The following is a 26,528-nucleotide window of genomic DNA, read 5'->3' as shown; positions in this document are numbered from 1 at the left end:
AGTTAGATCAATAACCGCGAGTAGCGCGGGGATGACCTTTCAAGACGGGCGGCTTTAACGCCGCAGCATTATCCAGCACCAATGTTGCTAGCTTACCCGCAGGGGTGAAGTTAAACACTTGCCCATAAAATGCGAGTTCGGTCTCTAATCCTGCGGCCCTGTGCTCAGGCTTCCAACCGCCGTGTGGCTCATCTTGATAGGCAATATAAGCCGTTGGCACACCTCTGACTTTTAATGCCTCATAAATTTTTCGCGACTGCTGTGGCGGCACAATTTGATCCCGCAAGCCTTGAAAAATTAACAAGGGCTCATTCAAGCCTTCAAGATGATACAACGGCGACAACTCCCTATAGCGGGCTTGATTGTTCGCATATGGACCAATGAGCTGATCTAAATACCCAGTCTCAAACTTATGGGTACTCTTGGCCAGCTGTTCAAAATCACTGATCCCCGCATAACTTACCCCCGCTTGAAACACATCATAAAAAGCCAACGACGACATCACAGTCAACCCACCTGCGCTTACGCCTCGAATCGCCAGCTTTTGTCCATCAACCCAACCTTTATCGACTAAATAACGGGCCGCATTGACCGCATCTTCCACATCAGCTTGGCCCCATTTGCCGTAAATACTCTGACGATAGGCGCGGCCAAAACCACTGCTACCGCGAAAATTAACATCGAGTACCGCAAAGCCACGGCTGGTCCAAAATTGAATGTCACTGCGATAAGCCAGACTCGCCCGCGCTGTTGGGCCACCGTGCAACATCACTATCAGCGGCGGGCGGGTATCATGGGGCGCAGTATAGTTGGGGTTAACCGGCCCATAAAAATAACCGTAGGCTTGCTGGTTAACGCCGGTTTTAAAGGTAATATTTTTTGCCCGGGAAATATAATTAGGATCAAGCTTTGGCAAGTTAGGCGTATATACCAACTCAGTGCCGCGACCGATGACTTTATAAATACCCTTCTCTGGCGTTGCCTTAGCGCCAACAAAATAGACGGCATCTTCGCCCCTGATCACTTGGGTGATTTCGCCGAAATCGACGGCTAAGGACTCGGTCAAACCCGAATCCAAATGCAACCGAATTAGCGCCGCCTGACTGCCAAGCATATAACTGGCAATGATGGTTTTTTCGGATTCGAAGGCGTAGTTGTGATTGCCTAAATACCAATCAGCCACGGCAAACTCGGCTTTTTTGTCCAGCACTGGGGCTAAGGTATTTTGTGCCGTGACTCGATAGATATTCCACCAGTTACTGATATCCGACACGACATACAATTGTCCATCAGGGCTGAATAATGGCTGCGTCACGGAAGAATCCGTAGGCGTGTTGACCTTACGAATATTGTGTAGTTGCCCTTTGCGGTCGAGATCGCCAAGCCAGAGAATACTGTTATCCCATGGCATATAGGGATGTTCCCACGTGATCCACGCCAGTTGGCTGTTGTCGGGCGAGATAGCAGGCGAAGAAATAAAGTCATGCCCCGAGACAAAAGTTTCGCCTTCGCCGGCAAAGTTAAGATTGATTGTTACTAGACTCGCCTTGGGCTCACCGGGCTGGCGATGATCCTCGCGCACACAGATAATCCGCGACCCTTTAGGATAAGCGATACAGTCAGCATGACGGGTGCCATTAGGCGTTAACGGCAGGGGTGGTTGATTAGGGGCGAAACGATAAAACAGTTGATCTTGTGCCTTAGTGGCAAACAAACTCTGGCCTATCCCTAAAAAGGCGGCGCCGCCGTATTCATGAACGGCGGATTTAACATTAAAGCTTGGCGGCACGACGTCGGCGATATTGCCCTTTTTATCGAGACGCTTAATCCCTACTTGGCCTTGCTTATCACCATCAGATTCAGAGAAATAAATCGCCCCATCTACGCTTTGTAACTCGGCGACATTATCGGCCTGTTCAAATACATCATTCGCCGATAAGGGAGACAGCCAACTGCCATAGGGCGCAACAATACGCTCACCATTATCACTAAGATGCGGTGTTTCTTTGTTCGAGCGCTCGCAAGCCCCCAAACAAAACAAACTCCCTAGCACCCATAAATATCCATGTAACTTCATTGTTTCTCCCCAATGTTTGCCAACTGCACAAACCGAAACAAAATAGGAACTTGCAGAAATTGGTTATTTTTTAAATTTTTTTAAGAACCAATTTACCACTTGCACTTGCTGTACTTGCGTTAAGCCAAAATAAATACACACCCAAGGTGAGATAAGGAAAAACCACGGGATCACGGCCACAGAGCGACCACTGAAGAGCAGAAAAAAGAACCCGCAATAGATCACAATCAACCCTAGGACACCCACGATTAACATCATGCGTTTAGTGATTTTCTCAAGCCAGAGGGCTTTATCCTGCCAAGACATCCGGATGTTAAGCTCCATTACATGCGACAAACATGTATGTAAAGTTATGTAAAAAAACTGGAGGGCGATTGTTGAAGGTTAACAACTAAATGTCAACTCCAACAGTGAAATCTAAATAAATCCAAAGACTGAGTTCAAAATGCCATTATGTTTCTTTACGCAATAAAAAACCGAGCCTCAGCTCGGTTTTTATGAATATCAATAAGATATCGTCATTACAGACGAATACCACCATCGATTTCGAACACGCGACCATTTACATAGTCGTTCTCAATAATAAAGCGTACGGTGGAAGCTATCTCGTCGGCATGACCAAGGCGTCCTACTGGCACTAGCTTCTCTAAACGCTCCAGCGCCTCAGGTTTCATTGCCGCCGTCATCTCAGTAGCGATAACGCCCGGTGCAACCGCTGCGCTACGGATATTGTAACGTGCTAATTCCTTCGCCCAGCCAACAGACATGGCCGCAACGCCCGCTTTGGAGGCGGCATAGTTCGACTGACCCATGTTGCCCGCTTTCGCTAGACTAGAGATGTTGACAATCACGCCCGCTTGACCGGATTCAATCATGGCCGCTGCCGCTTCACGACCGCAGAGGAAGCTGCCCGTCAAGTTCACATTGATCACAGATTGGAATTGCTCATAAGACATACGGTCGGTGACTTTGCCGTCTTTGGCTTTGACTAACAGGCCATCACGCAGAATGCCGGCGTTGTTCACTAACACGTTCACTTGGCCAAAATCTTCGAGAATATAGGCAAAACCTGCCACGACGTCTTCTTCGTCGGTAATGTCTAAGGCATAACCTTGGACTTCAGTGTCCGATCCAAGCTCAGCACAGGCTCGCTCGAGTTTTTCTTGGTCCACGTCGATAAGCGCTATCTTAGCACCCGCCTGCGCAAAATTTTGCGCCATTGCCAGACCTAAGCCACCCGCGCCGCCAGTAATGACGACAACCTTATCTTTTAAATCCATCTGGTTATCCCTTGTTAACTATGTCTATTTTTTAAGTTGTGCAAATTGTTCAAAAATACTGGAAAAATCTCGGCGGCCGTTGCCTTGCCTTGCATGATTCACATACAAGCTGCGGGCTAAAGCGCCCATTGGCGTGCTAGAGTTGCTCAATAATGCGGCTTCTTGGGACAGACCGAGATCTTTAACCATCAAATCTACCATAAAGCCGCCCTGATAGCCCTTAGAAGAAGGCACAGTCTCCATCACACCTGGGCATGGATTATACTTTTCGAGCGTCCAATTGCCACCACTGCTGACCTTCATAATGTCAGACAAGACTTTGGGATCCAGACCATGGTCAATGCCCATTTGCAACGCCTCAGAAGTGCCGACCATCAACACAGATAACAGCATGTTGTTGCAGATTTTAGCGACTTGTCCCGCACCTGGGCCACCGGCGTGGAATATGTTCACACCCATAGCTTTCAGCACTGGCTGGCCCCGCTCAAAAGCGCTATCGGAACCACCACAAATAAAGGTTAAAGTGCCCGCAGCCGCGCCTGCGGTGCCGCCAGAAACCGGTGCATCCATAAACTCGATGCCGCTTTTAGCCGCTTCGGCCGCCACTAATTGCGCGCTTTGCGCATCTATGGTCGAGCAATCGATCAGTAAAGTATCACCCGCAACCACTTCGAGGAGTCCTTTGTCTGTTCCATTGCCTAAATATAAACTTTTCACATGCTTGCCAGCAGGCAGCATAGTGATCACCACATTGGCACCCGCCGCCGCGCCGCAAGCCGTGCTAGAAACAAAGGCCCCTTGGTCGGCAAGGCTTTGCATGGCTTCTGGAACTAAATCAAATACACGAACCGTCATGCCCGCTTTTAATAAATTGGCCGCCATTGGGCCGCCCATATTACCTAAACCGATAAATGCTACTGTACTCATGCTGTCACTCCTGTGTGCTGTTCTTTTTTTAGTGTAGTGATAATGCTAGTCCGTTGATTATGCTGTCGTTATCACAGAGTAAAGCGAGCTTGGCTGAGCCTATACACTCAGCACTAATCAAGTCGGCGCTAATCAAGTCAACGCTTAGCCAACTCCATGCATAATCAACTCAACGTTTAGCTCAGTTGGCTAAAGGGATGCGCCTCGCCCCAAGGGGAAGTCAATATTTGCTCAAGTACAGCGGTAGGCACTGAGTTCACATCCTTAAAGCGCCACTGGGGCTGTCTGTCTTTATCAATCAAGAGTGCGCGAACCCCTTCGCAGAAATCACCATGGGCACACACGTTAACGCTGGCGGTTAATTCCCATTTAAAACATTCAGCTAGGCTTAACTTAGTACCAAGTTGTGATTGGATATTAACCAGATGCCAGCTGATAGGACTGCCCGCAAGGAAGGTGTCGCGCGCCTTCATTAACCAAGCATCTTCCGAGGCTAACGTCGACATACGCATGACGATATCCTCCAAGCTGCCCGCCATCAGTCGATCGATATTATCTTGACTGTCCGCCAATACACTTTCGCCCTTAGGGATATCCACTTGATTAGATAACTCGTTGATCATGCTATCTAAGCGTTGATGATTAAGCGCAGGTGTATCGCTCCAATCTAAGGTGGCCATGGCATCGAACATCAGTTCTTTGTCGTCACGGTTCAGGTAATGATCGGCAAGGCCCACATAACAGGCATCGGCAGCATTGAGTTGATAGGCAGTGAGCCCTAAAAACAGTCCCATTTTGCCCTGCATGCGATTAAGGAAATAACTGCCGCCCACATCGGGGTAAAGGCCAATCGTCACTTCAGGCATAGCAATGCGCGAAGTTTCGGTAACGACTCTGTGGCTCGCGCCCGCCATCAAACCGAGCCCGCCGCCCATCACAATCCCATTGCCCCACACCAACACAGGTTTGCCAAAGGTATGCAGTAGATAATCGAGACGATATTCCTCTTCGAAGAACACCTTCGCCTCCTCAGTCACTTGTCCTTTAGCGGCAATGGATGCATGGTATAAAGCACGCACATCACCACCCGCACAAAATGCCTTCTCACCGCTGCCATCTAACACGATACAAGCGATAAGTGAGTCTTTCTTCCATAGATTGAGCTGCGCCGTCATAGCGCGCACCATGTCTAAATCTAAGGCGTTGAGGGCTTTTTCCACATTGAGTGTCACCACCCCAATCAACTTACCGGACGCGGTGGCTAAGGTTTGAAACACCACGTTTTGCGTGGTCGTGGCCTGATTTACGTTATCTACTACATTAGTCATTAGCGGTTCTTCCAATCAGCTTTACGTTTGCCCAAAAACGCATTCACGCCTTCGGCCTGATCTTCGGTATCAAATAACCCGACAAATAATTCACGCTCAATCGGCAGCGCTTGGCTACGCGCCATAGTGCGGCCCGCTTGAATGAGTGTCTTGCACGCTGTGACGCTGCTTGGGCTTTGGTTAGCGACTTTAACTGCCAACGCGATTGCCGCATTGAGCGCTTCGCCTGTTTCGACCACTTCTTCAACTAAACGCAGACTCAAAGCTTGAGTCGCATCGACGCGCTCGCCGCATAAAATCATCCGCTTAGCCCAACCTTCACCTACTAATGCGGTCAGATTCTGGGTGCCACCCGCGCAAGGTAATAAACCCACGGTCGCTTCAGGCAATGCCATCACAGCTTGAATTTCGGCGATGCGAATATCACAGGCCAGTGCGACTTCTAAGCCGCCGCCCATGGCATAACCGTTAATCGCGGCAATCGATACACCGCGAAATTGACTTAGGGTTTCAAAGGCTTCACCGAAGTGCTTTGCCATCGTCGCCGCATTGCCTTTGTCGCCGTCACTAAACAGCTTTAAATCGGCACCGGCAGAGAAGAACTTTTGCCCTTGGCCCGTTAACACTAAGGCATAAATTTCTTTATTTGCGTTCAGCTCAAGCACTTTGGCTTTGAGCGCCTGCAAACTCTCGGCGGTCCAAGTATTTGCCGGTGGATTATTCATCGTCAGAATGGCCGTATGGCCTTCGATACGTTCTACTAAATATTCCATCTGTATAGACTCCTTTTATGTTATCGCCAACCGATAAGTCACACTTCTTGCGAGTGGACTTAGAGGATTTGTCCTGCATTTTCATCGAGTAAACGACGGGCGATAATTAAGCGCATAATTTCGTTGGTGCCTTCTAAAATCTGGTGCACACGCACATCACGGAAATGACGTTCCAGCGGGTACTCCCTTATATAACCATATCCGCCATGAATTTGCAGCGCCGCATCACAGACTTGAAAGCCCACATCGGTGGCAAAACGTTTCGCCATGGCACAATAGGCGGTGGCTTCAGGATCGCTGCTGTCGAGTTTAAAGGCCGCAAGGCGCACCATTTGGCGGGCTGCGACTAACTCAGTCGCCATATCGGCGAGCTTAAATTGCAATGCTTGGAACGCCGCTAACGGTTTACCAAATTGCTGACGCTCATTCATATATTGAGTTGCACGCTCCAGCGCCGCTTGCGCCGTACCGACTGAACAGGTCGCGATATTGATACGACCGCCGTCTAAGCCTTTCATCGCGAAAGCAAAACCTTGGCCTTCTTCACCGAGCAAATTCGCTACTGGCACGCGCACGTTTTCAAAGGTAATTTGACGGGTCGGCTGGGCATTCCAGCCCATTTTGTCTTCGGCCTTACCGTAGATAACACCAGCGGCATCCGCCGGAATGGCAATGGCAGAAATCCCCTTAGGCCCAGCTTGACCCGTGCGGCACATCACCACTAATAGCTCAGTGGCGCCTGCTCCTGAGATAAACATCTTCGAGCCTGAAATCACATACTCATCACCGTCGCGCACCGCTTTGGTTTGCAAAGATGCGGCGTCTGAACCCGCGCCCGGCTCAGTTAAGCAATAGGACGCTAACATCTGCCCTGTGGTTAACGGCTCAGACCAAGTCTGACGCAGAGTTTCAGTGCCCCAAGTTGTCACCATCCAAGTGGCCATATTGTGAATGGTCAGCATGGCCGTGGTCGCTGTGCAGCCCTTGGCGAGCTCTTCAAAAATAATCGATGCATCGAGGCGCGATAAGCCCATGCCGCCTTCTGATTCTGGCGAATACAGAGAGCAAAAACCCAGCTCACCGGCTTTTTGGATCACGTCTTTGGGGAAATGGTGTTCTTCATCCCACTTGGCGGCAAACGGGGTTAACTCTTCCGCGGCAAACTGGCGCGCAAGATCGGCAAACTGGCGTTGGTCATCGTTGAAATTAAAATCCATTTGGCTCTCCTATGACTCTGTGGTCACTTTTTTATTTTATAAATTGGGCGCCGTAAAGACGCCGTAGTTTATCGATTAATCACCGAGCTTGACGTACGAGCTTAGCGCAAGTTAATGCTCATGTTTGGCGTAGACGCCACGGCGATATCGGACTCGAACCAGCGGGAAGTGATGGTCTTGGTCTCGGTATAGAAACGCACCGCTTGCTTACCATAAGCATGTTGATCGCCGTAGAAACTGCCCTTCCAACCGGTAAATGAGAAGAAAGGTAATGGCACAGGAATCGGCACGTTAATCCCCACTTGGCCGACTTCGATTTCGTGCTGATATTTACGGGCCGCCGCGCCGCTAGCGGTAAAGATAGACGTGCCGTTGCCATAAGGGCTAGCGTTGACTAATTCGATGGCGGCTTCTAATGAGTCTGATTCCATGCAGCACAATACAGGGCCAAAGATTTCTTCCTTGTAGATGCTCATGTCGGTAGTGACTTTATTGAACATGGTTGGGCCAATCCAGTTGCCTGACTCATAACCTTCCACAGTAAAATCGCTGCCATCGAGTAAACACTCGGCGCCTTCATCAATCCCCTGCTTGATAAGCTTCAGCACGCGTGCCTTGGCTGCAGGGCTGATAACCGGGCCATAACCTGCTTCTTTATCGTCCCATAAACCTGGGCGAACCTTGGCTAAGGCTTTTTTTAACTCTGGGATCCACTCTTTAGCGGCGCCAACAAACACGGCAACCGAAATCGCCATACAGCGCTGACCCGCCGCGCCCACAGAGGCGCCAACTAAGTTATTGATCACTTGCTGTTTGTTCGCATCTGGCATGATAACGCAATGGTTTTTCGCACCCGCAAAGGCTTGTACGCGTTTTAAGTTATCGGTACCGGTTTTATAAATATATTGGCCCACAGCCACAGAACCGACGAAGGAAATAGCTTTAATCGCAGGGTCTGCCAGCAGAATATCGACGGCAGTTTTGTCGCCATGCACTAATTGCAATACACCCTTAGGTGCGCCCGCTTCAACAAACAGTTCAACAAGGCGCTGCGGCGTCATAGGATCTTGTTCTGAAGGCTTTAAAATGAAGGTGTTACCGCAGGCAATTGCCAGTGGGAACATCCATAACGGGATCATCGCAGGGAAGTTAAATGGCGTAATACCCGCACACACACCCAGTGGTTGGGTGTAGCTGTAAGTGTCAATTGAACGCGCGACGTTCTCAACGGTTTCGCCCATCAATAATGACGCCACGTTACAAGCGTGCTCTGCAACTTCGATACCGCGCCATACATCGCCCTTGGCATCTTCGAAGGTTTTACCCGTTTCATGGGCAAGAATGGTCGCAAGTTCGTCGTGATGTTCTTTTAGCAGATGTTGATAACGCAACATGACGCGCGCACGTTCAGAAACTGGCACTTCTTTCCACGTTTTGAAGGCGGCTTTGGCGCTAGCAATGGCTGCGTGAACTTCTTCGCTCGTAGCAGCATTAATCACGGCAATCGGCGAGTTATTCGCGGGATTGGTGACAATAATCTGCGATGTGCCCGTACCTTGGGTAAACTCACCGTCAATGTAATGCTTTACTTGTGTGGTCATGTTGCAATCCTTTCCTTGTAGAGTGATGGGCTGGCGGTGCGATATTATGATTATCCTCAAGGGAAGTGATTGCCCTTGCCAGCCCCGTCTTGTTGATTTAACTAAACTGTTGCGATTAAACCTCGATGGCCATCGCCGTCGCTTCTCCACCGCCGATACACAGCGAGGCAACACCGCGCTTAAGGCCGCGGGCTTTTAATGCATGAATTAAGGTCACCAGTAAACGTGAACCCGAGCAACCAATCGGATGACCTAAGGCGCAGGCGCCGCCATTGACGTTAACCTTAGCAATATCTAAACCGAGTTCAGACACGGCAAGCATAGTCACCATGGCGAAGGCTTCGTTGATTTCGAATAAATCCACCTCATCCGTTGACCAACCCACATTAGCCAGCAATTTCGCCATAGCGCCAACCGGTGCAGTGGTAAAGAGTGAAGGCTCTTGGGCGTGAGTCGTATGGCCTTTAATAGTGGCTAATACAGTTAAGCCTAAACGCTCAGCTTCGCCGCGTGAGGTCAGCATCAATGCCGCTGCACCATCGGAAATCGAGCTAGAGTTTGCCGCTGTGATAGTGCCATCTTTGGTAAAGGCTGGGCGCAGCGTAGGAATTTTTTCAGGGCGGGCATTACCGGGTTGCTCGTCGGTATCGATAGTCACATCACCACGACGATCACTGACAGTGACTGGGGTGATTTCGGTTTTAAAGGCACCCGAGTTAATCGCGGCATTGGCTTTTTCAAGCGAGCTTAAGGCAAAAGCATCCATCTGCTCGCGGGTGATACCAAATTCATCGGCCGTTTTCTGGGCGAACGTTCCCATAGCACCGCCCGTGTAGGCATCTTCAAGACCATCTAAAAACATGTGATCTAACACTTTGCCATGGCCCATGCGCATGCCGCCGCGGGCTTTATCGAGTAAATACGGCGCTTGGCTCATACTTTCCATGCCGCCTGCGATCACCACTTTTGCACTGCCCGCTTTAATCAAATCGTGGGCTAACATTACCGTCTTCATGCCTGAGCCACAAACCTTGTTCACTGTGGTCGCACCAACGGATAAGGGTAATCCCGCACCCAAAGTTGCCTGACGCGCAGGCGCTTGACCTAAACCTGCGGGTAATACGCAGCCCATCAAGACTTCATCGACATGCTCACCCGCCAATTGTGTTTCCGCTAACAAGCCTTTAATGGCCGTCGCGGCTAACATGGGTGATGCTACGGATGATAAGTTGCCTTGAAACCCGCCCATTGGGGTGCGTTTAGCCGCAACGATAACGATATCTTGATTTAACTGTTCAGTACTCATGAAGGCTCCACCCTAAATTGACCACGAAGCCTAGTACCAGCCTCGGGACGTTTAATAAAATCGACAATAAAACCACTCTGACGTTTACGCGAACGTAAAGCAAGTATTCCTTGGTCTAATGTGCAGATTTTATCAGTGGAAAATGTCAGTAAGGATTTACAGTAAAAATGGGATGAAGAACAACAAGGGGCGGTATCGATAAGGCGGTCACGGTGATGACTGAGATATAAAGGCATGCGCAATCCTAGCCAATCCGTTGAAGTAAAAAGTGGATGTTGGCTCAGCATAAACGATAGAGCCTATCCAGCTCATGCGCTTTTATTACGCTGAGCCAACCTTGCTAAGCTAATTTAATATCAGTGAGTGATATCTAGGGCGTGTTGTCACTTAACGTCCTAGCAGCGAATGATTTATGCTCGCCATCAAGAAATGAACGCATGAGCTTGACGACCAAACCAGTTCAAGTGGACAGACCTGTTATAACATCGACATAAGGATTTGGTTGTTATCTATAAAATCGCTATGCTCAACTACACAGTTAGCATGTTATTGACCCGCTTACATAAATCCATAGTGTGCAAAGTGGGATACCTTAACTGGGTACTGAAATTTAAGAATAAAAATTCAAGCTATTGTTCCTATTTAATAATGCCAAATTATCTAACCATAAACATCCCAACCAGATAACCCTAAATAAAAGTAGGAAGGAAAGACATGCTAAATCAGATGACGCTTAAGACCCAGTTTATCGGGGTCATCGCTATTCCCTGTATTGCTCTTATCTTAATCAGCTTAACAGCCATTCAAGGCTTATCTGGTATGCAAGATCAAACTAAAACACTCGCCGAAAATACCAGCGCGCCATTACGGTCGATGGCGGAAGTTGCGTCCCGTATTCCTCGTATGCGAGTGGGCATTGATATTATTATCTTGCAAGAAATACCGACGATGAAGGATCAAAAAGGCGTATTAACCCGAGTAACAGAAACCCGTGCTGAGGATATTCCAGAAATGGATGCGGCATTAAAAGCTGCCCGTGACGCTCAAGTAAACCCCATTACCCGTGCCGAAGTACAAAAGTTGATCGACCTCTTTGATAAAGTCAAAAGTGACGAACTCGCGCCTATGCTGACAGCGATGGAAAAGGGGGAAGTGGCAAAATCGCAAGAAATCTATCGTAACCAGTTCGCAGCTAGCTACAACATAATGAGAAAGAGTACCGATGCCATTCTTGACTCATTGCTACAACAAGGCAACGCCAGCTTCGTTGACAGTCAAAAAAATTACCAAGAAACACGCATGGAAATGTTTGTTGTTTTAACCATCGCTTTGATTATTTCAATATTTCTAGGTTTTATTATGCTGCGTCGTCTACGACTTCGCGTGGCATCGTTACAACAGCATATTTCTTCTGCCAGTGACAAACTTGATTTGCATAATATGATCGAGTTAAAAGGCCAAGACGAACTCAGTGATATTGCCCTGCACTTTAATCAGTTTGTGCTGAAGATCCGTAATGCGATTGAAGCCGTGGCTGACAACTCACGCCAACTCGCCCATACGGCAAACGATGTCGCCAGCAAAGCCCAAGCAACCCATAGAAATTGTATTAACGAGCGCGATCGCACCACGCAAATCGCAACGGCAATCCATGAGATGGGCACCACAGTGGACAATATTGCTGGCAACGCAACCCAAGCGGCTAATGCCGCCAAAGAAGCAGATAATCAAGCGCATAATGGCGCGAGTGTGGTCGCCAAAGCTCGCCAGGGTGTCAGCTCGTTATCCATTGAAATTCAACACATCAGCACTGACATTACTTCGCTCGCGACGCAAACCAATTCGATCGGCAGTATTTTGGACACCATACGCAGCATTTCAGAACAAACTAACTTGCTGGCACTCAACGCAGCCATTGAAGCTGCACGTGCTGGCGAGACAGGTCGAGGTTTTGCCGTCGTCGCCGACGAAGTCCGAAACCTTGCCAGTCGTTCAGCGTCATCGACAGATGAAATTCAAACAATGATTAACAAGCTGCAGGAGCAATCGTCCAAAACAGTCACCGCCATCAAGCGGGGTCACGAACAAAGCGGTATGGTCGTCAAGCAGGCAGATGATGCCAATGACTCGTTAACCCTGATTACTTCGCATATTAGCCAAATCAGCGACATGAACATTCAAGTGGCCACCGCGACAGAAGAGCAGTCTATGGTTGTAGCGGAGATAAGCCAAATCAGCGACATGAACATTCAAGTGGCCACCGCGACAGAAGAGCAGTCTATGGTTGTAGCGGAGATAAGCCGTAACGTCGAAGAGATAAATCAATTAACCACCGAGACCTCTGAGATTGCCGACGAGTTAACGGCATCCAGTGCAAACTTACAAAAACTATCGGTTCACTTAGATAAGTTAGTGACCCAATTTAAGTTATAAGCGGTAAAAGTCATCATATACCGCAGGACGCTTAGTGCATTCAATCAACGTAATGCTTCAAAAACATAGTGACTTTAAAAAAAACAGTGACTTAAAACAGTTACTTAAAACAGTTACTTAAAACAGTTACTTAAAACAGTTACTTAAAAATACAGTGCTTTAAAAACAGAGCCTTAAAAACAGTGCCTTAAATCAATAAGGCACTGAAGCACTAAACGCTATCTTGACAGGAACTCACAGAAATAACTGCGTGAATTAACGCGACTCCCACGGTGTCATCGCCGTCATATCGCTTAAGTCGTAAGGGGTTAACTGATAGACGTAATAGTTGAGCCAGTTACTCACCAGCAGGCTACCGTGGCTGTGCCAGCGGGCAATGGCGTCGGCTTTAGGATCATCATTACGATAATAATTCTGCGGCACATTCGGGTCTAAGCCTTGGCTTAAGTCTCGCTGATATTCCTCGTTTAAGGTCGACTTTTGATATTCAGGATGACCCATCACAAACAAGTTACGATTATTCCGACTTAACACCAAATAAGCCCCTGCCTCATCGGACTCGGCCAATAGCTGCAGCTGTGGATGTTGTCTAATTTCTTCGACATCCATTTCAGCAAAACGGGAATGGGGCGCAAAAAATTCATCATCAAAACCGCGCAGTAGCGGGAAATGCTGAGAGGTACGGCGATGCACAAACACGCCAGAACGCTTCTGTTGCAATATTTTTCGATTTAAACCATAGAGATGATACAAGCCCGCATGGGCTGCCCAGCATAAAAACAACACAGAGGTGACATGCTCTTGCGACCAGTCGATGATTTCACGGATATGATCCCAATAAACTACATCTTCGAAATCGATTTGCCCAAGCGGCGCACCTGTGATGATAAGGCCGTCGTAATTTTTATGGCGCACGGCTTCAAAGTCACGGTAGAAAGTATTCATGTGATCGATGGAAGTATGCTTGGATTCTTTGTCGTGAATGCGCAATAAATCCACATCGACTTGTAAAGGCGTGTTGCCCAGTAATCGCAGTAACTGGGTTTCTGTCTCGATTTTGTTCGGCATCAAATTCAAAATCAACACCTTCATCGGCCTGATATCTTGATTCGCCGCCCGCGTCTCGGACATAACGAAAATATTTTCTGACTCTAACACTTCTGCTGCGGGCAGATGATCTGGAATTCTAACCGGCATACCGCGCCTCTTCTGTTCGTAAATACCAACGGATTCGGCGCGTATGTCAGCTCACTTCTGAGCAGGCTAACTAGCCACCGACTTTCTCTAGCAGTATCGTCATTGGCTCAGTGGAGTTGAGGTCAATATGATAGGCTTGAGTATTAATAAACAATAACTTATCACCGAGCATTATCCGTGCACCTATGGCATAAGTGTGCCCGGGTTGGAACTGATCGCTGCCAATCGCAAAACTGAATGGCGTGGGTGTTGCAGCACCTTGTTGTACGCGCTCCGCCATCACTATGGCTGGCACATCCATTTTTGAGACATCGAGCAGTTGCACTACGACCTTAGCCTCGGCGGGCAGAGCAATCCGTTCGCGATACAAGGTCTCGCCTTTTATCTCCACGATAGCATTGGGTGTCGCACAACCCGATAACACACCCATTAGCGCCATTAATGCTAAAGCGGTTAATCTCAACGCGCTTAAACGCAACCATTTGTTCATTTTGTTTCTCCTAATCATACATAAAGACTTCTAGATGTCCATACGCCCAAGCTATAAATCTTGTCTTGGCGAACATATCTTCCTATCATAAGCCACCATTTCGTTGCCGAAAAACCTATGACCCAAGCAACTGCAATAATTGTGGGAGCTAGCTCACAATTAAGTCGTGAAATTGCAAAGCAATTGGCAGATCAACAGGTTGAATTAGTCTTATTCGCCCAAGATCCAGAATCACTCCGCGATTTTGCCTTATCCTTGCCAACAAAAGTACAAGTATTTTCACTTCAAATTGAACAGCCTCAAGCCATTATCACTCAACTTGAATCCGTCTGGCAGAGTCTGGGCGGCGCGCACTTAGTCTTAGTCAATACAGGCCTTAATAGTTATGATCCTGAGCTGCCTTGGCTGCCAGAGCAAGACATTATCGATGTCAATGTGCGAGGTTTCGCCGCTATCTGCAATACGGCATTTAGACTATTTCGCGAGCAAGGTTATGGACAACTGGCGGCAATAAACTCTATCGCAGGTTTGCGCGGTGGCCCAAGTGTGGCCTATCACGCCTCAAAGGCCTTTGGGCAGAATTACCTTGAGGGCTTATGTATGCACGCCCAGCGCCTCAAGTTGCCCATTACGATTACCGATATCCAACTCGGTTTACTCGACAAAGCCGCAATGCAACAAAGTGCGATGTGGCTTGCCCCATTACCACAAGTTGCAGCACAGATCATCAAAGCAATGAAGCAAGGTAAACGCCGCGTCTATGTGACTAAACGCTGGCGCCTCGTCGCTTGGCTCACCGTATTATTACCCGAATTTATCTATAACACGCGCCACTGGAAGGCTAAAAAGCCAAAGCGCTAAATCGGCTTAACCTGAGTGGAACATGTCAGGATAAAAGTGCACAAACGAAAAAGGAGCCTAAGGCTCCTTTTTACGCTTATCTGATCCGTAGATTAGAAAGTGTAACCTACACTGACCATGTAAACCCATGGGTCAATATCGGTTTCGAATTGTTGTTGCGCACCTCCGGCAGTGAACTTAACATCTGTACTAATTTTTGCGTACCACACAGATGCGTTCACCAACCAATTCTTGTTCACTTGATAATCCAAACCTACTTGTGCAGCTATGCCCCAAGAAGTACTCATACTTAAATCACTTAATCCTAGAGACTTACCATGGGCATTAAAATCATTGTCATAAAAGTTAGTGTAGTTAACACCTACACCAATATAAGGACGAATAACAGATTGAGAATTACCGAAATAGTACTGCGCCACTAGCGTTGGCGGCAGTTGCTTAGTTTCAGCAATCTCACCGACACCATCTGCAGGCAAAGAAACGGTATGGCTAAAAGGGGTTGCCGCTAATAACTCAATCCCAAAGTTATCTGTCAACATGTAACCAAAGTTTAAGCCTAATTGGGTATTATTATCGACTGAAAACTCACCCAAAGTTAAAACGTTGGCACTTGATTCGTTTGGCGCGACAACAACAGCACCCGCACGAACGATAATCTCACCTGCTTGGTGAGCCGATACAGAAGCAGAAAAACCAGCAGCTAAAAGGGTGGCAGCGATCAGTGTAGAAACAGTATTTTTGTTCATCATCATACTCCATATGTACAACATAGGTTTTTGTTTTAAATTACATCCTTAACAATTGACGCCTACACTGCCAGAGAAGCGCGACCACTTTATTGATCCAAATCAAAGTGAACGGCCAATACTCATTTCTAGGTACAACCCATGGGATCCAAATCACGGAATTCAAACATTTATCGACAGTACACCTTTGTTTTCTGTGAGCTCAGTTCTTTATTAGTCATCACTAATGACTACAGCAAGAGGTAGAGACCATTAGCGAAACCAACATTTGAATAACAATAAAAAGCACTTAGCTGAGGGGGATTTGGCCATTAAGTTCAAATTAATCGGACTAGATGAGGAAGAATAGAAGCAGAAAATGGCCGAATCCAAACGGCTTAAGGATGATACCCATACTGTTAGCGGTCTAAATTAGTGAGTAACTATATTGAGTCGCTAAATAACATGGGACGAATTGAGTCAGATGCTTGAGTCGGTTTAGGAGTGAATGAGAGATATAAAGTGGGTGGGTGAGTGAGAAAATTAGCTTGTGCGGTAACACTCAAGCAAAGGATACCGAGTGAGCCAACCCTTATTCGCGACTCTGTGTTCAAACACGGATAATGATCGCTTTGGATTGGCGCTCAGTTTGAGTGCAAGCAGGGAGTTCAGCCCAAAGGGAGCCACCAGCTCAATATCATAAGACGCGGGATTATTTTTCATCCCAACACAAGTCTGAGTCTGAGTATCAGATTCTGTATCAACAGCTTGATAGCTTACTCCGATTGCGGTTTCAAGCTCTGGCCAATAGGCCATCGCATCAACACAAGATGTGTAAGCCATGTCTTGATTTCGAACATGCATGCGCGCCTGATTCTTCACCGACCAAGGTAACTCAGGGGCAAGCTGATTAAGATAGGTTTCAATTACCAGATCCCGCTCGGGGCTAATATCTAACGGGCAAAAATAGATCAGGTCGATATCGTTCAGTGGACTCAACTCAGATCCGTGCAAGCGATCCCAGACTAAATTACGGACAAATCCCGCCGCAAGGCGCCACTGCGGCATTGAGTGTACTTTGGCGCATTGGAGCGCAAGTTCAAGCGCCCTCACCCGCTCGCAATCCTGAGTTATCCATTTGAGTAATTGATGCTTTAGCGCTGCTTCACACATAGCCTCATCCATAACATTATTCATAGCACCATTCAGAACATGACTCATGCCATTACTCATAACAGTATCGTTCGCTTCAATGTAAGATAACACCACGGGAATGACATTCGGCTTACTCCACTTCGCCATCGGTTTCTGAGCACTTTACGACCTCATGACAGAGTAGAGAAACGAGACTATAAATAGGTGCCATTACCGCAAAACAAATCCAAAACCCATAGACATCTTTGTCTAGCAGATTAACGCTAACAGTAAAGATGGGCATGAACAGTAGCATCCATTTTATTACATTGAGTTTGTACCGTATCGGCTGTTCACAGTGGCAGCAGCGTCCTTCCTTAATCGGCACATCCTTAGCGCCGAGTTTACCTTTGCAATACGGACATTTTTTACTGATAAACATTTAAACTCCATCGCTGAGATAAGACTCGCAACACAAGCCTCATCATCCATTCTTTCAATTGTTAAACACTATATCCGCACCATTCGTTATAAAGCATCACACAGCATCCGCTTGGCGCTCTGGGGCCGCATCGGCAAAGGCTTCTAGCTGATTACACTCAGTCCACACGCGCATGATATTGGGATAAGGCGTTAAATCCACATTAAAACGCATGGCGTTATACACCTGCGGCACTAAACACAGGTCGGCTAATGTCACTGTATCCCCAAAGCAGTAACGACCGCTGTGCCTTACCAACAAGGTTTCTAAGGCTGCAAAGCCACTCGCGACCCAGTGGTGATACCAAGTATTTTTAGCCGCTTCATCGACCCCTAAGGTTTGGGTTAAATACTGCAATACCCGCAAATTGTTTAATGGGTGAATTTCACAGGCTACCGTGAGTGCCATGGCGCGCACATGAGCACGTTCAAGAGCCGATGCAGGCAATAATGGTGACTGAGGGTGTATCTCATCAAGATATTCAATAATGGCTAAGGATTGCGACAATGCATCTGCATCTAACTCATCGTCCATCACTAAGGTTGGCACTAACTCCAGCGGATTAAGCGCACTGTAGGCCGCTTTATGTTGCTCGCCACCATCACGTACAAGATGCACAGACAACTGCTCGGCTGAAATACCCTTAAGATTGAGGGCGATGCGAACACGGTACGCCGCGCTTGAGCGCCAATAACCATAAAGCTTCATATTTTCATGTCCTTATAAAAGTCTGTATAAAAACGGGGCAATTAAGCCCCGTTAGTTTAAGTCGATGTAGCCCTTTAAGGGAAAGCTTTAGGCTTTGTATTCAACCACTTTTTGATCGATAGAACCGAAAATCGTTACGTCGTTGTCATCGAGCATTTCGATGCGCACAGTGTCGCCAAAACGCATAAATGGCGTAGTGGCTTTGCCTTCAGCAATCACTTCTAGCATACGTTTTTCCGCTAAACAGCTAGAGCCTGCGCTACGGTCATAGTTAGAAATAGTACCTGAGCCAATAATCGCACCAGCGCCCAATGGACGGGTTTTCGCAACATGCGAAACTAGCTGGCTGAAATTAAATGTCATATCGACGCCGGCATTCGGACGGCCGAATAATTCACCGTTTAAATGGGTGATCAGCGGTAAATGCACTTTAGAATCTTCCCAACGTGCGCCCAGTTCATCCGGCGTCACTGCCACAGGTGAAAAACTGCTCGATGGCTTAGATTGGAAGAAACCAAAGCCTTTCGCCAACTCACCTGGGATTAAGTTACGCAGTGACACATCGTTCACTAACATCAACAATTTAATATGCTTAGCCGCATTGTCGCTGCTCACGCCCATAGGCACATCATCGGTAATGATCGCGATCTCAGATTCGAAATCGATACCCCAGTCTTCACTCGCCAGTGGAATATCGGCTTTAGGGGCAATAAAACTGTCTGACCCACCTTGATAGAACAGCGGATCTGTCCAGAAGGTTTCAGGCATTTCTGCGCCGCGAGCCTTACGGACTAGCTCAACGTGATTCACATAAGCGCTGCCATCGGCCCATTGGTAGGCACGCGGTAGTGGCGACAAGCACTTAGCTTCGTCAAACGCTTGGGCGTTATCTAACATGCCTTCATTTAACGCGTCGTACAATTCTTGCAATTGCGGTTTCAGTAAATCCCAACCGTCGAGTAATTGCTGCATAGTGTGGGCAATGGCAGGAACGGCAACCGTTTTAGTGAGATCGCGGCTAACTAACATCAACTGACCATCGCGGCGACCATTGTTATAACTTGCAAGTTTCATATTGGCTCCAGTGCTTCTAAGGCTAGGCGTACAATTTTATTGTGCTGGAAAACGCGCGGCGTCATTCAGCTTATATTCGGCGATTTTAATCGGACTCTTTGACTCATTAAGGGCGCACACGTTACGCACTCCGCGCCAACAGAGGCACGCCCTTTTGCTTGCTTTAACGTATTTGTTGCGCGTAGAGATACCCGAAGCTGACGCAGATTCCTATAGCGTGACCCAAATCACATTTGGGTCAATTATTTCACATTTCGTAAACTAATCATTACGTTTATAACCTAGTTGCCGCTTATCAATATCTCGGTAAGCAATATGCCTGAAAAGTCGGCAACTAAGTGGAACGATACTGTTACATCTATCGCGTCAACCTAGCAAGACACGGCTTAACGACGCTTGGCTATCTTGTACTCACGCAGCTTATTGGCAATAGCGGTGTGCGACACCCCGAGCTTTTTCGCTAACTGCCGAGTGCTCGGATAGGCAGGATATAATCGGCGCAACAGACTCGCCTCAAACTGCTTCATCGCATCGTCGAGATTGCCTTCAAACTCATTGTCAAAGTAACCAAAACCTTCTGCGTAGGACGGCAATTTTAATTGTTCGACCGTCAACTCAGCCGAACCATCCCACATAGACACAGCTCTAAATACTGCGTTCTTTAATTGGCGTACGTTACCTGGCCAAGCGTAGGTGAGCAAATGATCGCGGCACTGGGCCGAAATCCGCCGCACTGGGCTAGACAACTGTTGACTGTAATGTTCGAGGAACATTTCCGTCAGTGGAATGATATCGACTTTACGCTCGCGCAGTGACGGAATGTGATAACTCAGCACATGGATGCGATAGTATAAATCTTCCCTAAACTCACCGGTTTGGCACAGTTCGGCTAAATTTTTCTGGGTTGAGCAAATGATCCGCACATCGGCACGGACTTCTTCATCGCCGCCAATACGTCTAAAGGTGCCATCTTGCAATAGCCGAAGCAGCTTAACTTGGGCGGCCTTAGACATTTCAGCTACTTCATCGAGAAATACTGTGCCGCCCTTGGCTTCTTCAAAGAAACCCCGTTTAACAACTTTGCCCTGGCTGACATAACCGAATAGCTCTTCTTCGGCGGCGCTGTCGGGCAGAGCGGCGCAGTTGATGGCGATAAAGGGTTTCTCACGGCGCATACTGGCATCGTGGCTGGCTCTGGCCATTAATTCTTTGCCAGTACCCGTTTCACCCGTGATCAATAAAGGCGCATCGAGCTGGGCCATACGCCTCGCTTGCTTTAGCACTTCCTTCATTTTGTCACTGCTGGCTAATACATTTTCAAAGCCAGTGGTTTGGTTCTGCAGCGCGTTAAACTGTTTTCCAACCCGCGCGGGGGATTTTAGCGACACCACAGCGCCAACCAAGATGGTTTTTTCATCTTCATCGGGCAGGTAAATCGGCAGCATTTCGGCTAGATATTCGTTTGGACCAATTTGTACCCTCGCCGCTTGCGGTAAGACTTGGCTTTCGCTCAACCAGCGGCTGAAGTTAAAACCTTGCACCCAATGATTGAGCGACTCTTCGAGCACTTCGTGCTCACCCATGCCGATATTGAGCAAGGCAGACTCGTTAACGATACGGATACGCGCTTTGGCATCAATGGAGAAAACGGAGTCGGGTAAGGTTTTGAGCAGGGTTTTAAGGGCGTAATGTTCTTGCTCTGAGGGCATAAACGAAACCGTACGCACATCATGGACACTTTCCACTTTGCGGATCTGCGGCATCAAGGCACTTAAGGTTTCAAAACTGATTTCGGCAAATTGTAAGTACAGGAATCCTTGGTTACTGGCATCAATGGCAATTAAATTAATACCATAACGCTCTAACACGACTAAGATATCTTTGGCTAAACCAACACGATCCTGACAGCTGACTTCCAAGCGCATAATGACTGATATTCCCTTTTTTGATTCGAATTTTGGGGATAAACCGTGCAGAGCTATTTTTCGCCTTAAGCTTTACAACAAAAATGACGCTTGCTAGGCAAGTCGTTACCTTAACGAAAACGTCACGATGAGGGGAAATAGCAGAGCCCGTATACGTTAGAAGGTTAAACAGAAAGTGGCAAGCCTAGTTTACAGCTGAATTGTAACAGGAAGAAAAAATCAGCATCGAAAAGTAGATTAAGATGCTGATTAAATTGGCGAATTAATTAGACTAATAACTGGTCTGTCTTGGCTGCCATGATGAAGTCATTCTTATGTAGACCCTTGATAGAATGTGACCACCAAGTGACTGTCACTTTGCCCCATTCAGTGAAAATGCCTGGGTGATGGAATTCTTCTTCCGCTAAATCCGCCAGCTTATTCGTGAATGCCATCGCCAGTTTAAAGTTTTTAAACTTGTAAACGCGCTCAAGCTGCATTACGCCGTCACGCACTTGCACGCCCCAGTCGGGGATCATACGAATAAGTTCGGCCAATTCTTCATCGGTCACTTTAGGTGCGTCGGCTTGGCACGCTTCACATTTCATATTCGATAACGCTGTCATACATACTCCTCTTGGCAACATTGGTAGGGATATTCTGTTGCACTTTACTTATTTTCTATTAATAGCTTAAATCGCATGACTCAATATCAGATGGCTAAATTAGACGCCAGCCAAATAACGAGTCAACTCATCAACCGAATCGTGACTTAACTCGCCTTAGCTTTTGGCGGAAACTTAGGGGCAAATAAACCTAACTGACGGGCCTTAGTGACATAAGCCATAATATCCATCTTGGCAATTTCATCCAGCATATCAATGTGCTCAATCACATAATAAATCGGCTGCATAATGTCGATCCGATATGGCGTGCGCAGCACATCCAACAAATCAAAGGGTTGACGCTCTGGCACATCACTTTCCATCGCATACAAGGTTTCCCCGGGAGAGCTTAAAATGCCGCCGCCATAGATACATAAGGCGCCGTCTTTAGGTTGCAGTATGCCGAACTCAACCGTAAACCAGTACAAACGCGCTAAAAATACCCTTTCCTCTTTGCTGGCATGTAAACCTAACTGGCCATACATATGAGAGAAATTGGCAAATGAAGGATTGGTGAGCAAAGGGCAGTGGCCAAAAATCTCGTGGAAGATATCTGGCTCTTGCAAGTAATCAAACTCCTCCTTGCGGCGAATAAAGGTGGCAACAGGAAACTCTTTATTTGCCAGTAATTCAAAGAAACGGCCGAAGGAAATCAACGCAGGTACCGCCGCCGTTTTCCAACCAGTGGTCGCTTGTAATACCGCATCAATTTCGGCAAGTTGCGGAATGCGATCCTTTGGCATACCCAAGGCATCGAGCCCTTGCAGATATTCCTTGCAGGCACGACCGGGGAGATTAACGGCTTGACGGGCGTAAAGCTGACGCCAAATATCGTGCTCTTCTTGCGGGTAATGGATAAACCCAGTGTCATCGGCTCTGTGAGCGATGTACTCTGTTCCTTTCGTCATAATCTTCACTTGGTGGCTAACACTCATGACTCCATAGTGGTCTAAGGCTTTAAATTTGTTAACTCCCTCACACTTTATTCTTGTGCCGCCACTGTGACGTAAACGTAAAGCAAATATTACAAGGTCATTAAAATTACCCTGTTGGAACACGCCATGAATGCTGGATTAGATCCACTGTGCTACCTTTGCTAAAACTTATGCCCGAATTTGCCGTTAAAATACTTAGTTTTCCTCAATTTTTTAGTGTTTGTAAATAGCTTTTCTGTGTAGGTCATTTACAATATTGGCCATTAGCCGCATCTCCTTGACCTAAAAGGTTCGCAATGAAACAACATCAAATTCGTAAAGCCGTTATTCCTGTCGCAGGCCTAGGCACTCGTATGCTTCCAGCGACCAAAGCGATTCCAAAGGAAATGTTACCGGTTGTCGATAAGCCATTGATCCAATATGTGGTCAGTGAAGCTATCGCTGCTGGGATCAAAGAAATTGTCCTAGTGACCCACGCCAGTAAAAACTCTATCGAAAACCACTTCGATACCAGTTTCGAATTAGAAGCCCAACTCGAGCGCCGCGTTAAACGTCAGTTACTCGAAGCCGTACAATCTATCTGTCCTAAAGACGTGACAGTGATCAGCGTGCGTCAATCTCAGGCGAAAGGGTTAGGCCACGCTATTTTGTGTGCGAAATCTGTCGTCGGCGATGCACCATTTGCAGTATTGCTGCCGGATGTGATCATTGATGAAGCCAGCTGTGATCTGCGTCGCGATAACTTAGCCGCTATGGTTGCGCTGTTTGATGAAACCCAAGTGGGTCAAATCATGGTTGAAGGCGTGCCGCACAACGTCGTCAATCAGTACGGTATTGCTGATGTGAATGGCCATGATTTACAACCTGGTGAATCTGAGCCATTAGTTGAATTGGTTGAGAAACCAGCCGTGGATGAAGCGCCATCTAACTTAGCCGTTGTAGGCCGTTATGTGTTACCTGCCAGCATTTGGCCACTACTGGCTAAAACCCCTGCGGGCGCGGGCGATGAAATTCAATTAACGGATGCGATCGCTATGTTAATGAAACAAGAAACCGTGAACGCTTATTATATGGAAGGCAAGAGTCACGACTGTGGTAACAAACAAGGTTATATGCGCGCGAACGTTGAATACGCCCTGCGCCACAGCGAAATCGGTGAAGATTTTGCGCAATATTTAAAAACCGTTGTAAAAGGGATGAAGTAATGACGATTTTAGTGGCCGGTGGTGCTGGCTATATTGGCACTCACACTGTGGTAGAACTGCTCAATGCAGGCAGTGATGTCATTGTGCTAGACAACTTGTCTAATTCGAGCATAGAAGCCTTAAACCGAGTCGAGCGGATCACAGGTAAATCGGTCACTTTCTATCAGGGCGATATTCTCAATAAAGCCTTATTACAAAAAGTGTTTAACGATCATGCTATCGATTCGGTTATTCACTTTGCAGGATTAAAAGCAGTGGGTGAATCCGTCACTAAACCCCTTAAGTATTATGAGAATAACGTCACAGGAACCCTGATCCTCTGCCAAGTTATGGCGGAGTCTAAGGTGAAAAATCTCGTTTTCAGCTCATCGGCTACTGTGTATGGCGATCCTGCAAGTTTACCTATCACCGAAGACTTCCCCACTGGGGCGACCAATCCCTATGGCCAATCTAAATTGATGGTTGAACATATACTGGCAGATGTACACAATGCCGATCCGAGCTGGAATATCGCTCGTCTGCGTTATTTTAATCCGGTTGGCGCCCATGCCAGTGGCTTAATCGGCGAAGATCCTAACGATATCCCTAACAACTTAATGCCCTTTATTGCGCAGGTTGCCGTGGGTAAACGTACCGCCTTAAGCGTGTTTGGTGATGATTATCCGACTCATGATGGGACTGGCGTGCGTGACTATATCCATGTGGTGGATTTAGCTAATGGCCATTTAAAAGCGCTGGCTAAATTGGCCACTAAACCAGGTCTGGTCACCTATAACTTAGGCACAGGCCAAGGATATAGTGTTTTAGACATGGTTCACGCCTTTGAAAAAGCCTGTGGTAACACCATTGCCTACCAAATTGCGCCACGTCGCCCAGGTGATATTGCCGCCTGCTACGCCGATCCAACCCATGCACGGGAAGATCTCGGCTGGCAAGCAACGCATACGCTAGCAGATATGGCCAACAGTAGCTGGCATTGGCAATCGACCAATCCCAATGGTTATAACGGCTAACAAATTGAATGGCTTGTGGAAATATCCCAAGCCATTTTTCTTTATCACTTTGAATACGCCCATCACTTTAAATAATTAACCGTTCGAGGAGCAACATGACTCAAAGTATTAATCACAGTCGTCGCAACCTCTTTCGCCGCCGTAAAGATAATGCCTTGAGGCCGCCTTGGGTGCGTGATGATATCGAGTTCACCGATGTGTGCACGCGCTGTTCAGCCTGTGTTGAGGTATGTGAAACCCAGATCATCATCAAAGGCGATGGTGGATTTCCTGAAGTGTCCTTTAAGGACAATGAGTGTACATTTTGTACGCTGTGCGCTAAGGCATGCCCTGAAAATATCTTCGATTTAGCCCAAACACCTTGGTCGTATCAAGCCCGTGTTCAACAGAACTGTTTAACCTTTCAAGGGATCTGGTGCCAAAGTTGTAAGGATGCCTGTGAGCCTAGAGCCATCAGTTTTGTGTTCAATATTGGCCAAGCTCCACGTCCGAAAATAGACCTTGAACTTTGTACCGGATGCGGCGCCTGTGTGGCTCCCTGCCCTAGCAAGGCCATTGAAATAACCCGACCGACTTAATGCAGCAAAGCCATCGCATTACCCATACAAAGCTGTGCTTATTATCCGTTTTACGCTAGTATCGCGCCTCTATTGAACTCAGTTAATCCCTTCTCGAATTAAGTTGATTTATGATGATGTTTGTAAAAAAACTGTTCTTCCCCCCTAAAAAAAGTCCCTCTTTAAGCTTTATTTCTCGAGGCACTAAACTCACGGGGAACATCGAATTAACGGGCGATGTGCTTGTTGGCGGTGATATCCAAGGTCAACTGCTTTCTGAGGCTAATATCACGATAGAACAAGGCGGTACGATTCAAGGCGAAGTAAAGTGCCATGAATTTATCGTTGACGGACACTTCAAAGGCAGACTCATTTGTGAGCGTTTAGTGATCCAGCGTAATGGCGTTGTCGATGGCGAAGTAGCGAGTACTTCAATGCAAATTCTTGAGGGCGGCCAGTTTATCGGCATGCGGATTAAAGAAGATGCGCCAACCATTTATTCCCATGCAATAGGCCACACTCCTGCAACAGACAATCGTAACTTATCTCACGCACAAAACGATGTTATAGAATCTCGCTAAAACGGCGAATAAATGACACGCGCAAGCTCACCCACTTAGGCGAGCTTGTATTTTTA

At 47.3% G+C, this 26,528-nt stretch carries 26 protein-coding genes; 6 read left to right on the top strand and 20 right to left on the bottom strand.

Going from position 1 to position 26,528, the window contains the following annotated elements; genetic code table 11:
- Positions 1 to 7: 7 nt before the first annotated feature.
- The 10 genes from FW758_RS01770 to FW758_RS01725 all read right to left on the bottom strand — a co-directional run bounded on the left by FW758_RS01770 (position 8) and on the right by FW758_RS01725 (position 10,745).
- The gene (locus FW758_RS01770) at positions 8 to 2,077 is read right to left on the bottom strand and encodes a S9 family peptidase (protein ID WP_446444478.1); all 2,070 of its coding nucleotides are present in this window, start codon (positions 2,075 to 2,077) and stop codon (positions 8 to 10) included.
- 63 nt (positions 2,078 to 2,140) lie between these two features.
- Positions 2,141 to 2,383 carry a hypothetical protein gene (locus FW758_RS01765; RefSeq protein ID WP_006081033.1) on the bottom strand — a complete coding sequence of 81 codons (243 nt, stop codon included), beginning with the start codon at positions 2,381 to 2,383 and terminating at the stop codon, positions 2,141 to 2,143.
- A 215-nt stretch (positions 2,384 to 2,598) separates the two neighbouring features.
- Positions 2,599 to 3,357: an SDR family oxidoreductase gene (locus FW758_RS01760; RefSeq protein WP_006081032.1), complete on the bottom strand. Its 759-nt coding sequence runs from the start codon at positions 3,355 to 3,357 to the stop codon at positions 2,599 to 2,601.
- 24 nt (positions 3,358 to 3,381) lie between these two features.
- The gene (mmsB, locus tag FW758_RS01755; RefSeq protein ID WP_259581995.1) at positions 3,382 to 4,284 is read right to left on the bottom strand and encodes a 3-hydroxyisobutyrate dehydrogenase; all 903 of its coding nucleotides are present in this window, start codon (positions 4,282 to 4,284) and stop codon (positions 3,382 to 3,384) included.
- A 176-nt stretch (positions 4,285 to 4,460) separates the two neighbouring features.
- Positions 4,461 to 5,612, bottom strand: a complete 1,152-nt coding sequence (locus FW758_RS01750) for an enoyl-CoA hydratase/isomerase family protein (protein WP_446444477.1) — start codon at positions 5,610 to 5,612, stop codon at positions 4,461 to 4,463.
- Complete coding sequence (locus tag FW758_RS01745; protein ID WP_446444476.1) at positions 5,612 to 6,385, bottom strand: enoyl-CoA hydratase; 774 nt, start codon at positions 6,383 to 6,385, stop codon at positions 5,612 to 5,614. Before FW758_RS01745 ends, FW758_RS01750 begins: the two co-directional genes overlap by 1 nt.
- A 59-nt stretch (positions 6,386 to 6,444) precedes the next feature.
- Positions 6,445 to 7,602, bottom strand: a complete 1,158-nt coding sequence (locus tag FW758_RS01740) for an acyl-CoA dehydrogenase family protein (protein ID WP_006081028.1) — start codon at positions 7,600 to 7,602, stop codon at positions 6,445 to 6,447.
- A gap of 101 nt (positions 7,603 to 7,703) precedes the next feature.
- Positions 7,704 to 9,203: a CoA-acylating methylmalonate-semialdehyde dehydrogenase gene (locus FW758_RS01735; protein ID WP_446444475.1), complete on the bottom strand. Its 1,500-nt coding sequence runs from the start codon at positions 9,201 to 9,203 to the stop codon at positions 7,704 to 7,706.
- Positions 9,204 to 9,318: 115 nt separating this feature from the next.
- Positions 9,319 to 10,509 (bottom strand): thiolase family protein, encoded by a 1,191-nt coding sequence (locus tag FW758_RS01730; RefSeq protein WP_446444474.1) that lies wholly within the window; start codon positions 10,507 to 10,509, stop codon positions 9,319 to 9,321.
- Complete coding sequence (locus tag FW758_RS01725; RefSeq protein ID WP_446444473.1) at positions 10,506 to 10,745, bottom strand: hypothetical protein; 240 nt, start codon at positions 10,743 to 10,745, stop codon at positions 10,506 to 10,508. The genes FW758_RS01730 and FW758_RS01725 overlap by 4 nt, the downstream gene beginning before the upstream one ends.
- A 478-nt stretch (positions 10,746 to 11,223) precedes the next feature.
- Here FW758_RS01725 and FW758_RS01720 point away from each other — a divergent pair, with 478 nt between their 5' ends.
- The gene (locus tag FW758_RS01720; RefSeq protein WP_446444472.1) at positions 11,224 to 12,942 is read left to right on the top strand and encodes a methyl-accepting chemotaxis protein; all 1,719 of its coding nucleotides are present in this window, start codon (positions 11,224 to 11,226) and stop codon (positions 12,940 to 12,942) included.
- Between the two features lie 255 nt (positions 12,943 to 13,197).
- Here FW758_RS01720 and metA read toward each other — a convergent pair whose 3' ends face one another.
- A complete protein-coding gene (gene metA / locus FW758_RS01715; protein ID WP_006081023.1) occupies positions 13,198 to 14,139 on the bottom strand; it encodes a homoserine O-acetyltransferase MetA in 942 nt (313 codons plus the stop codon).
- Positions 14,140 to 14,209: 70 nt separating this feature from the next.
- Positions 14,210 to 14,629, bottom strand: a complete 420-nt coding sequence (locus tag FW758_RS01710) for a YbaY family lipoprotein (RefSeq protein ID WP_006081022.1) — start codon at positions 14,627 to 14,629, stop codon at positions 14,210 to 14,212.
- Positions 14,630 to 14,746: 117 nt separating this feature from the next.
- Here FW758_RS01710 and FW758_RS01705 point away from each other — a divergent pair, with 117 nt between their 5' ends.
- Positions 14,747 to 15,490: an SDR family NAD(P)-dependent oxidoreductase gene (locus FW758_RS01705; protein WP_006081021.1), complete on the top strand. Its 744-nt coding sequence runs from the start codon at positions 14,747 to 14,749 to the stop codon at positions 15,488 to 15,490.
- Positions 15,491 to 15,582: 92 nt separating this feature from the next.
- Here the strand turns inward: FW758_RS01705 and ompW are convergent, their stop codons facing one another.
- From ompW to phhA, 8 genes are all read right to left on the bottom strand, one after another.
- Positions 15,583 to 16,236, bottom strand: a complete 654-nt coding sequence (gene ompW, locus FW758_RS01700; RefSeq protein ID WP_446444471.1) for an outer membrane protein OmpW — start codon at positions 16,234 to 16,236, stop codon at positions 15,583 to 15,585.
- A 522-nt stretch (positions 16,237 to 16,758) separates the two neighbouring features.
- Positions 16,759 to 17,436 carry a nucleotidyltransferase family protein gene (locus tag FW758_RS01695; RefSeq protein ID WP_446444542.1) on the bottom strand — a complete coding sequence of 226 codons (678 nt, stop codon included), beginning with the start codon at positions 17,434 to 17,436 and terminating at the stop codon, positions 16,759 to 16,761.
- 64 nt (positions 17,437 to 17,500) lie between these two features.
- On the bottom strand, positions 17,501 to 17,791 hold the full coding sequence (locus FW758_RS01690) for a hypothetical protein (RefSeq protein WP_446444470.1): 291 nt from the start codon (positions 17,789 to 17,791) through the stop codon (positions 17,501 to 17,503).
- A 96-nt stretch (positions 17,792 to 17,887) separates the two neighbouring features.
- Complete coding sequence (maiA, locus tag FW758_RS01685; RefSeq protein ID WP_259510377.1) at positions 17,888 to 18,538, bottom strand: maleylacetoacetate isomerase; 651 nt, start codon at positions 18,536 to 18,538, stop codon at positions 17,888 to 17,890.
- An 87-nt stretch (positions 18,539 to 18,625) separates the two neighbouring features.
- Entirely contained in the window at positions 18,626 to 19,612 is a 987-nt protein-coding gene (locus FW758_RS01680; RefSeq protein ID WP_006085272.1) for a fumarylacetoacetate hydrolase family protein, read from the bottom strand.
- Positions 19,613 to 19,998: 386 nt separating this feature from the next.
- Positions 19,999 to 21,537 carry a transcriptional regulator TyrR gene (gene tyrR / locus FW758_RS01675; RefSeq protein ID WP_006085271.1) on the bottom strand — a complete coding sequence of 513 codons (1,539 nt, stop codon included), beginning with the start codon at positions 21,535 to 21,537 and terminating at the stop codon, positions 19,999 to 20,001.
- 266 nt (positions 21,538 to 21,803) lie between these two features.
- Positions 21,804 to 22,142: a 4a-hydroxytetrahydrobiopterin dehydratase gene (locus FW758_RS01670; RefSeq protein ID WP_006081014.1), complete on the bottom strand. Its 339-nt coding sequence runs from the start codon at positions 22,140 to 22,142 to the stop codon at positions 21,804 to 21,806.
- 146 nt (positions 22,143 to 22,288) lie between these two features.
- Positions 22,289 to 23,089 (bottom strand): phenylalanine 4-monooxygenase, encoded by an 801-nt coding sequence (gene phhA / locus FW758_RS01665; RefSeq protein ID WP_259520972.1) that lies wholly within the window; start codon positions 23,087 to 23,089, stop codon positions 22,289 to 22,291.
- Positions 23,090 to 23,412: 323 nt separating this feature from the next.
- Here phhA and galU point away from each other — a divergent pair, with 323 nt between their 5' ends.
- From galU to FW758_RS01645, 4 genes are all read left to right on the top strand, one after another.
- Positions 23,413 to 24,321 (top strand): UTP--glucose-1-phosphate uridylyltransferase GalU, encoded by a 909-nt coding sequence (gene galU / locus FW758_RS01660; protein WP_006081012.1) that lies wholly within the window; start codon positions 23,413 to 23,415, stop codon positions 24,319 to 24,321.
- Positions 24,321 to 25,334: a UDP-glucose 4-epimerase GalE gene (gene galE, locus FW758_RS01655; RefSeq protein ID WP_446444469.1), complete on the top strand. Its 1,014-nt coding sequence runs from the start codon at positions 24,321 to 24,323 to the stop codon at positions 25,332 to 25,334. The genes galU and galE overlap by 1 nt, the downstream gene beginning before the upstream one ends.
- 95 nt (positions 25,335 to 25,429) lie before the next feature.
- Complete coding sequence (gene napF / locus FW758_RS01650) at positions 25,430 to 25,912, top strand: ferredoxin-type protein NapF (RefSeq protein ID WP_226058699.1); 483 nt, start codon at positions 25,430 to 25,432, stop codon at positions 25,910 to 25,912.
- Between the two features lie 110 nt (positions 25,913 to 26,022).
- Complete coding sequence (locus FW758_RS01645) at positions 26,023 to 26,472, top strand: bactofilin family protein (protein ID WP_446444468.1); 450 nt, start codon at positions 26,023 to 26,025, stop codon at positions 26,470 to 26,472.
- Positions 26,473 to 26,528 lie beyond the last annotated feature (56 nt).

The sequence above is a fragment of the Shewanella sp. 1180_01 genome, assembly GCF_052850535.1.
Note: the sequence above shows the minus strand (reverse complement) of the source record. Positions and strands in the feature narration are given on the sequence as shown.

Excerpts from the sequence above, each read along its gene's own strand:
- galE (WP_446444469.1), top strand. The coding sequence starts at position 24,321 with ATGACGATTTTAGTGGCCGGTGGTGCTGGCTATATTGGCACTCACACT.
- FW758_RS01750 (WP_446444477.1), bottom strand. The coding sequence starts at position 5,612 with ATGACTAATGTAGTAGATAACGTAAATCAGGCCACGACCACGCAAAAC.
- FW758_RS01760 (WP_006081032.1), bottom strand. The coding sequence starts at position 3,357 with ATGGATTTAAAAGATAAGGTTGTCGTCATTACTGGCGGCGCGGGTGGC.
- FW758_RS01695 (WP_446444542.1), bottom strand. The coding sequence starts at position 17,436 with ATGAGTCATGTTCTGAATGGTGCTATGAATAATGTTATGGATGAGGCT.
- FW758_RS01725 (WP_446444473.1), bottom strand. The coding sequence starts at position 10,745 with ATGCCTTTATATCTCAGTCATCACCGTGACCGCCTTATCGATACCGCC.
- FW758_RS01670 (WP_006081014.1), bottom strand. The coding sequence starts at position 22,142 with ATGACAGCGTTATCGAATATGAAATGTGAAGCGTGCCAAGCCGACGCA.
- FW758_RS01710 (WP_006081022.1), bottom strand. The coding sequence starts at position 14,629 with ATGAACAAATGGTTGCGTTTAAGCGCGTTGAGATTAACCGCTTTAGCA.
- FW758_RS01645 (WP_446444468.1), top strand. The coding sequence starts at position 26,023 with ATGATGATGTTTGTAAAAAAACTGTTCTTCCCCCCTAAAAAAAGTCCC.
- FW758_RS01745 (WP_446444476.1), bottom strand. The coding sequence starts at position 6,385 with ATGGAATATTTAGTAGAACGTATCGAAGGCCATACGGCCATTCTGACG.
- napF (WP_226058699.1), top strand. The coding sequence starts at position 25,430 with ATGACTCAAAGTATTAATCACAGTCGTCGCAACCTCTTTCGCCGCCGT.
- maiA (WP_259510377.1), bottom strand. The coding sequence starts at position 18,538 with ATGAAGCTTTATGGTTATTGGCGCTCAAGCGCGGCGTACCGTGTTCGC.
- ompW (WP_446444471.1), bottom strand. The coding sequence starts at position 16,236 with ATGAACAAAAATACTGTTTCTACACTGATCGCTGCCACCCTTTTAGCT.
- FW758_RS01770 (WP_446444478.1), bottom strand. The coding sequence starts at position 2,077 with ATGAAGTTACATGGATATTTATGGGTGCTAGGGAGTTTGTTTTGTTTG.
- galU (WP_006081012.1), top strand. The coding sequence starts at position 23,413 with ATGAAACAACATCAAATTCGTAAAGCCGTTATTCCTGTCGCAGGCCTA.
- FW758_RS01705 (WP_006081021.1), top strand. The coding sequence starts at position 14,747 with ATGACCCAAGCAACTGCAATAATTGTGGGAGCTAGCTCACAATTAAGT.
- FW758_RS01720 (WP_446444472.1), top strand. The coding sequence starts at position 11,224 with ATGCTAAATCAGATGACGCTTAAGACCCAGTTTATCGGGGTCATCGCT.
- metA (WP_006081023.1), bottom strand. The coding sequence starts at position 14,139 with ATGCCGGTTAGAATTCCAGATCATCTGCCCGCAGCAGAAGTGTTAGAG.
- mmsB (WP_259581995.1), bottom strand. The coding sequence starts at position 4,284 with ATGAGTACAGTAGCATTTATCGGTTTAGGTAATATGGGCGGCCCAATG.
- tyrR (WP_006085271.1), bottom strand. The coding sequence starts at position 21,537 with ATGCGCTTGGAAGTCAGCTGTCAGGATCGTGTTGGTTTAGCCAAAGAT.
- FW758_RS01690 (WP_446444470.1), bottom strand. The coding sequence starts at position 17,791 with ATGTTTATCAGTAAAAAATGTCCGTATTGCAAAGGTAAACTCGGCGCT.
- FW758_RS01740 (WP_006081028.1), bottom strand. The coding sequence starts at position 7,602 with ATGGATTTTAATTTCAACGATGACCAACGCCAGTTTGCCGATCTTGCG.
- FW758_RS01680 (WP_006085272.1), bottom strand. The coding sequence starts at position 19,612 with ATGAAACTTGCAAGTTATAACAATGGTCGCCGCGATGGTCAGTTGATG.
- FW758_RS01730 (WP_446444474.1), bottom strand. The coding sequence starts at position 10,509 with ATGAGTACTGAACAGTTAAATCAAGATATCGTTATCGTTGCGGCTAAA.
- FW758_RS01735 (WP_446444475.1), bottom strand. The coding sequence starts at position 9,203 with ATGACCACACAAGTAAAGCATTACATTGACGGTGAGTTTACCCAAGGT.
- phhA (WP_259520972.1), bottom strand. The coding sequence starts at position 23,089 with ATGACGAAAGGAACAGAGTACATCGCTCACAGAGCCGATGACACTGGG.
- FW758_RS01765 (WP_006081033.1), bottom strand. The coding sequence starts at position 2,383 with ATGTCTTGGCAGGATAAAGCCCTCTGGCTTGAGAAAATCACTAAACGC.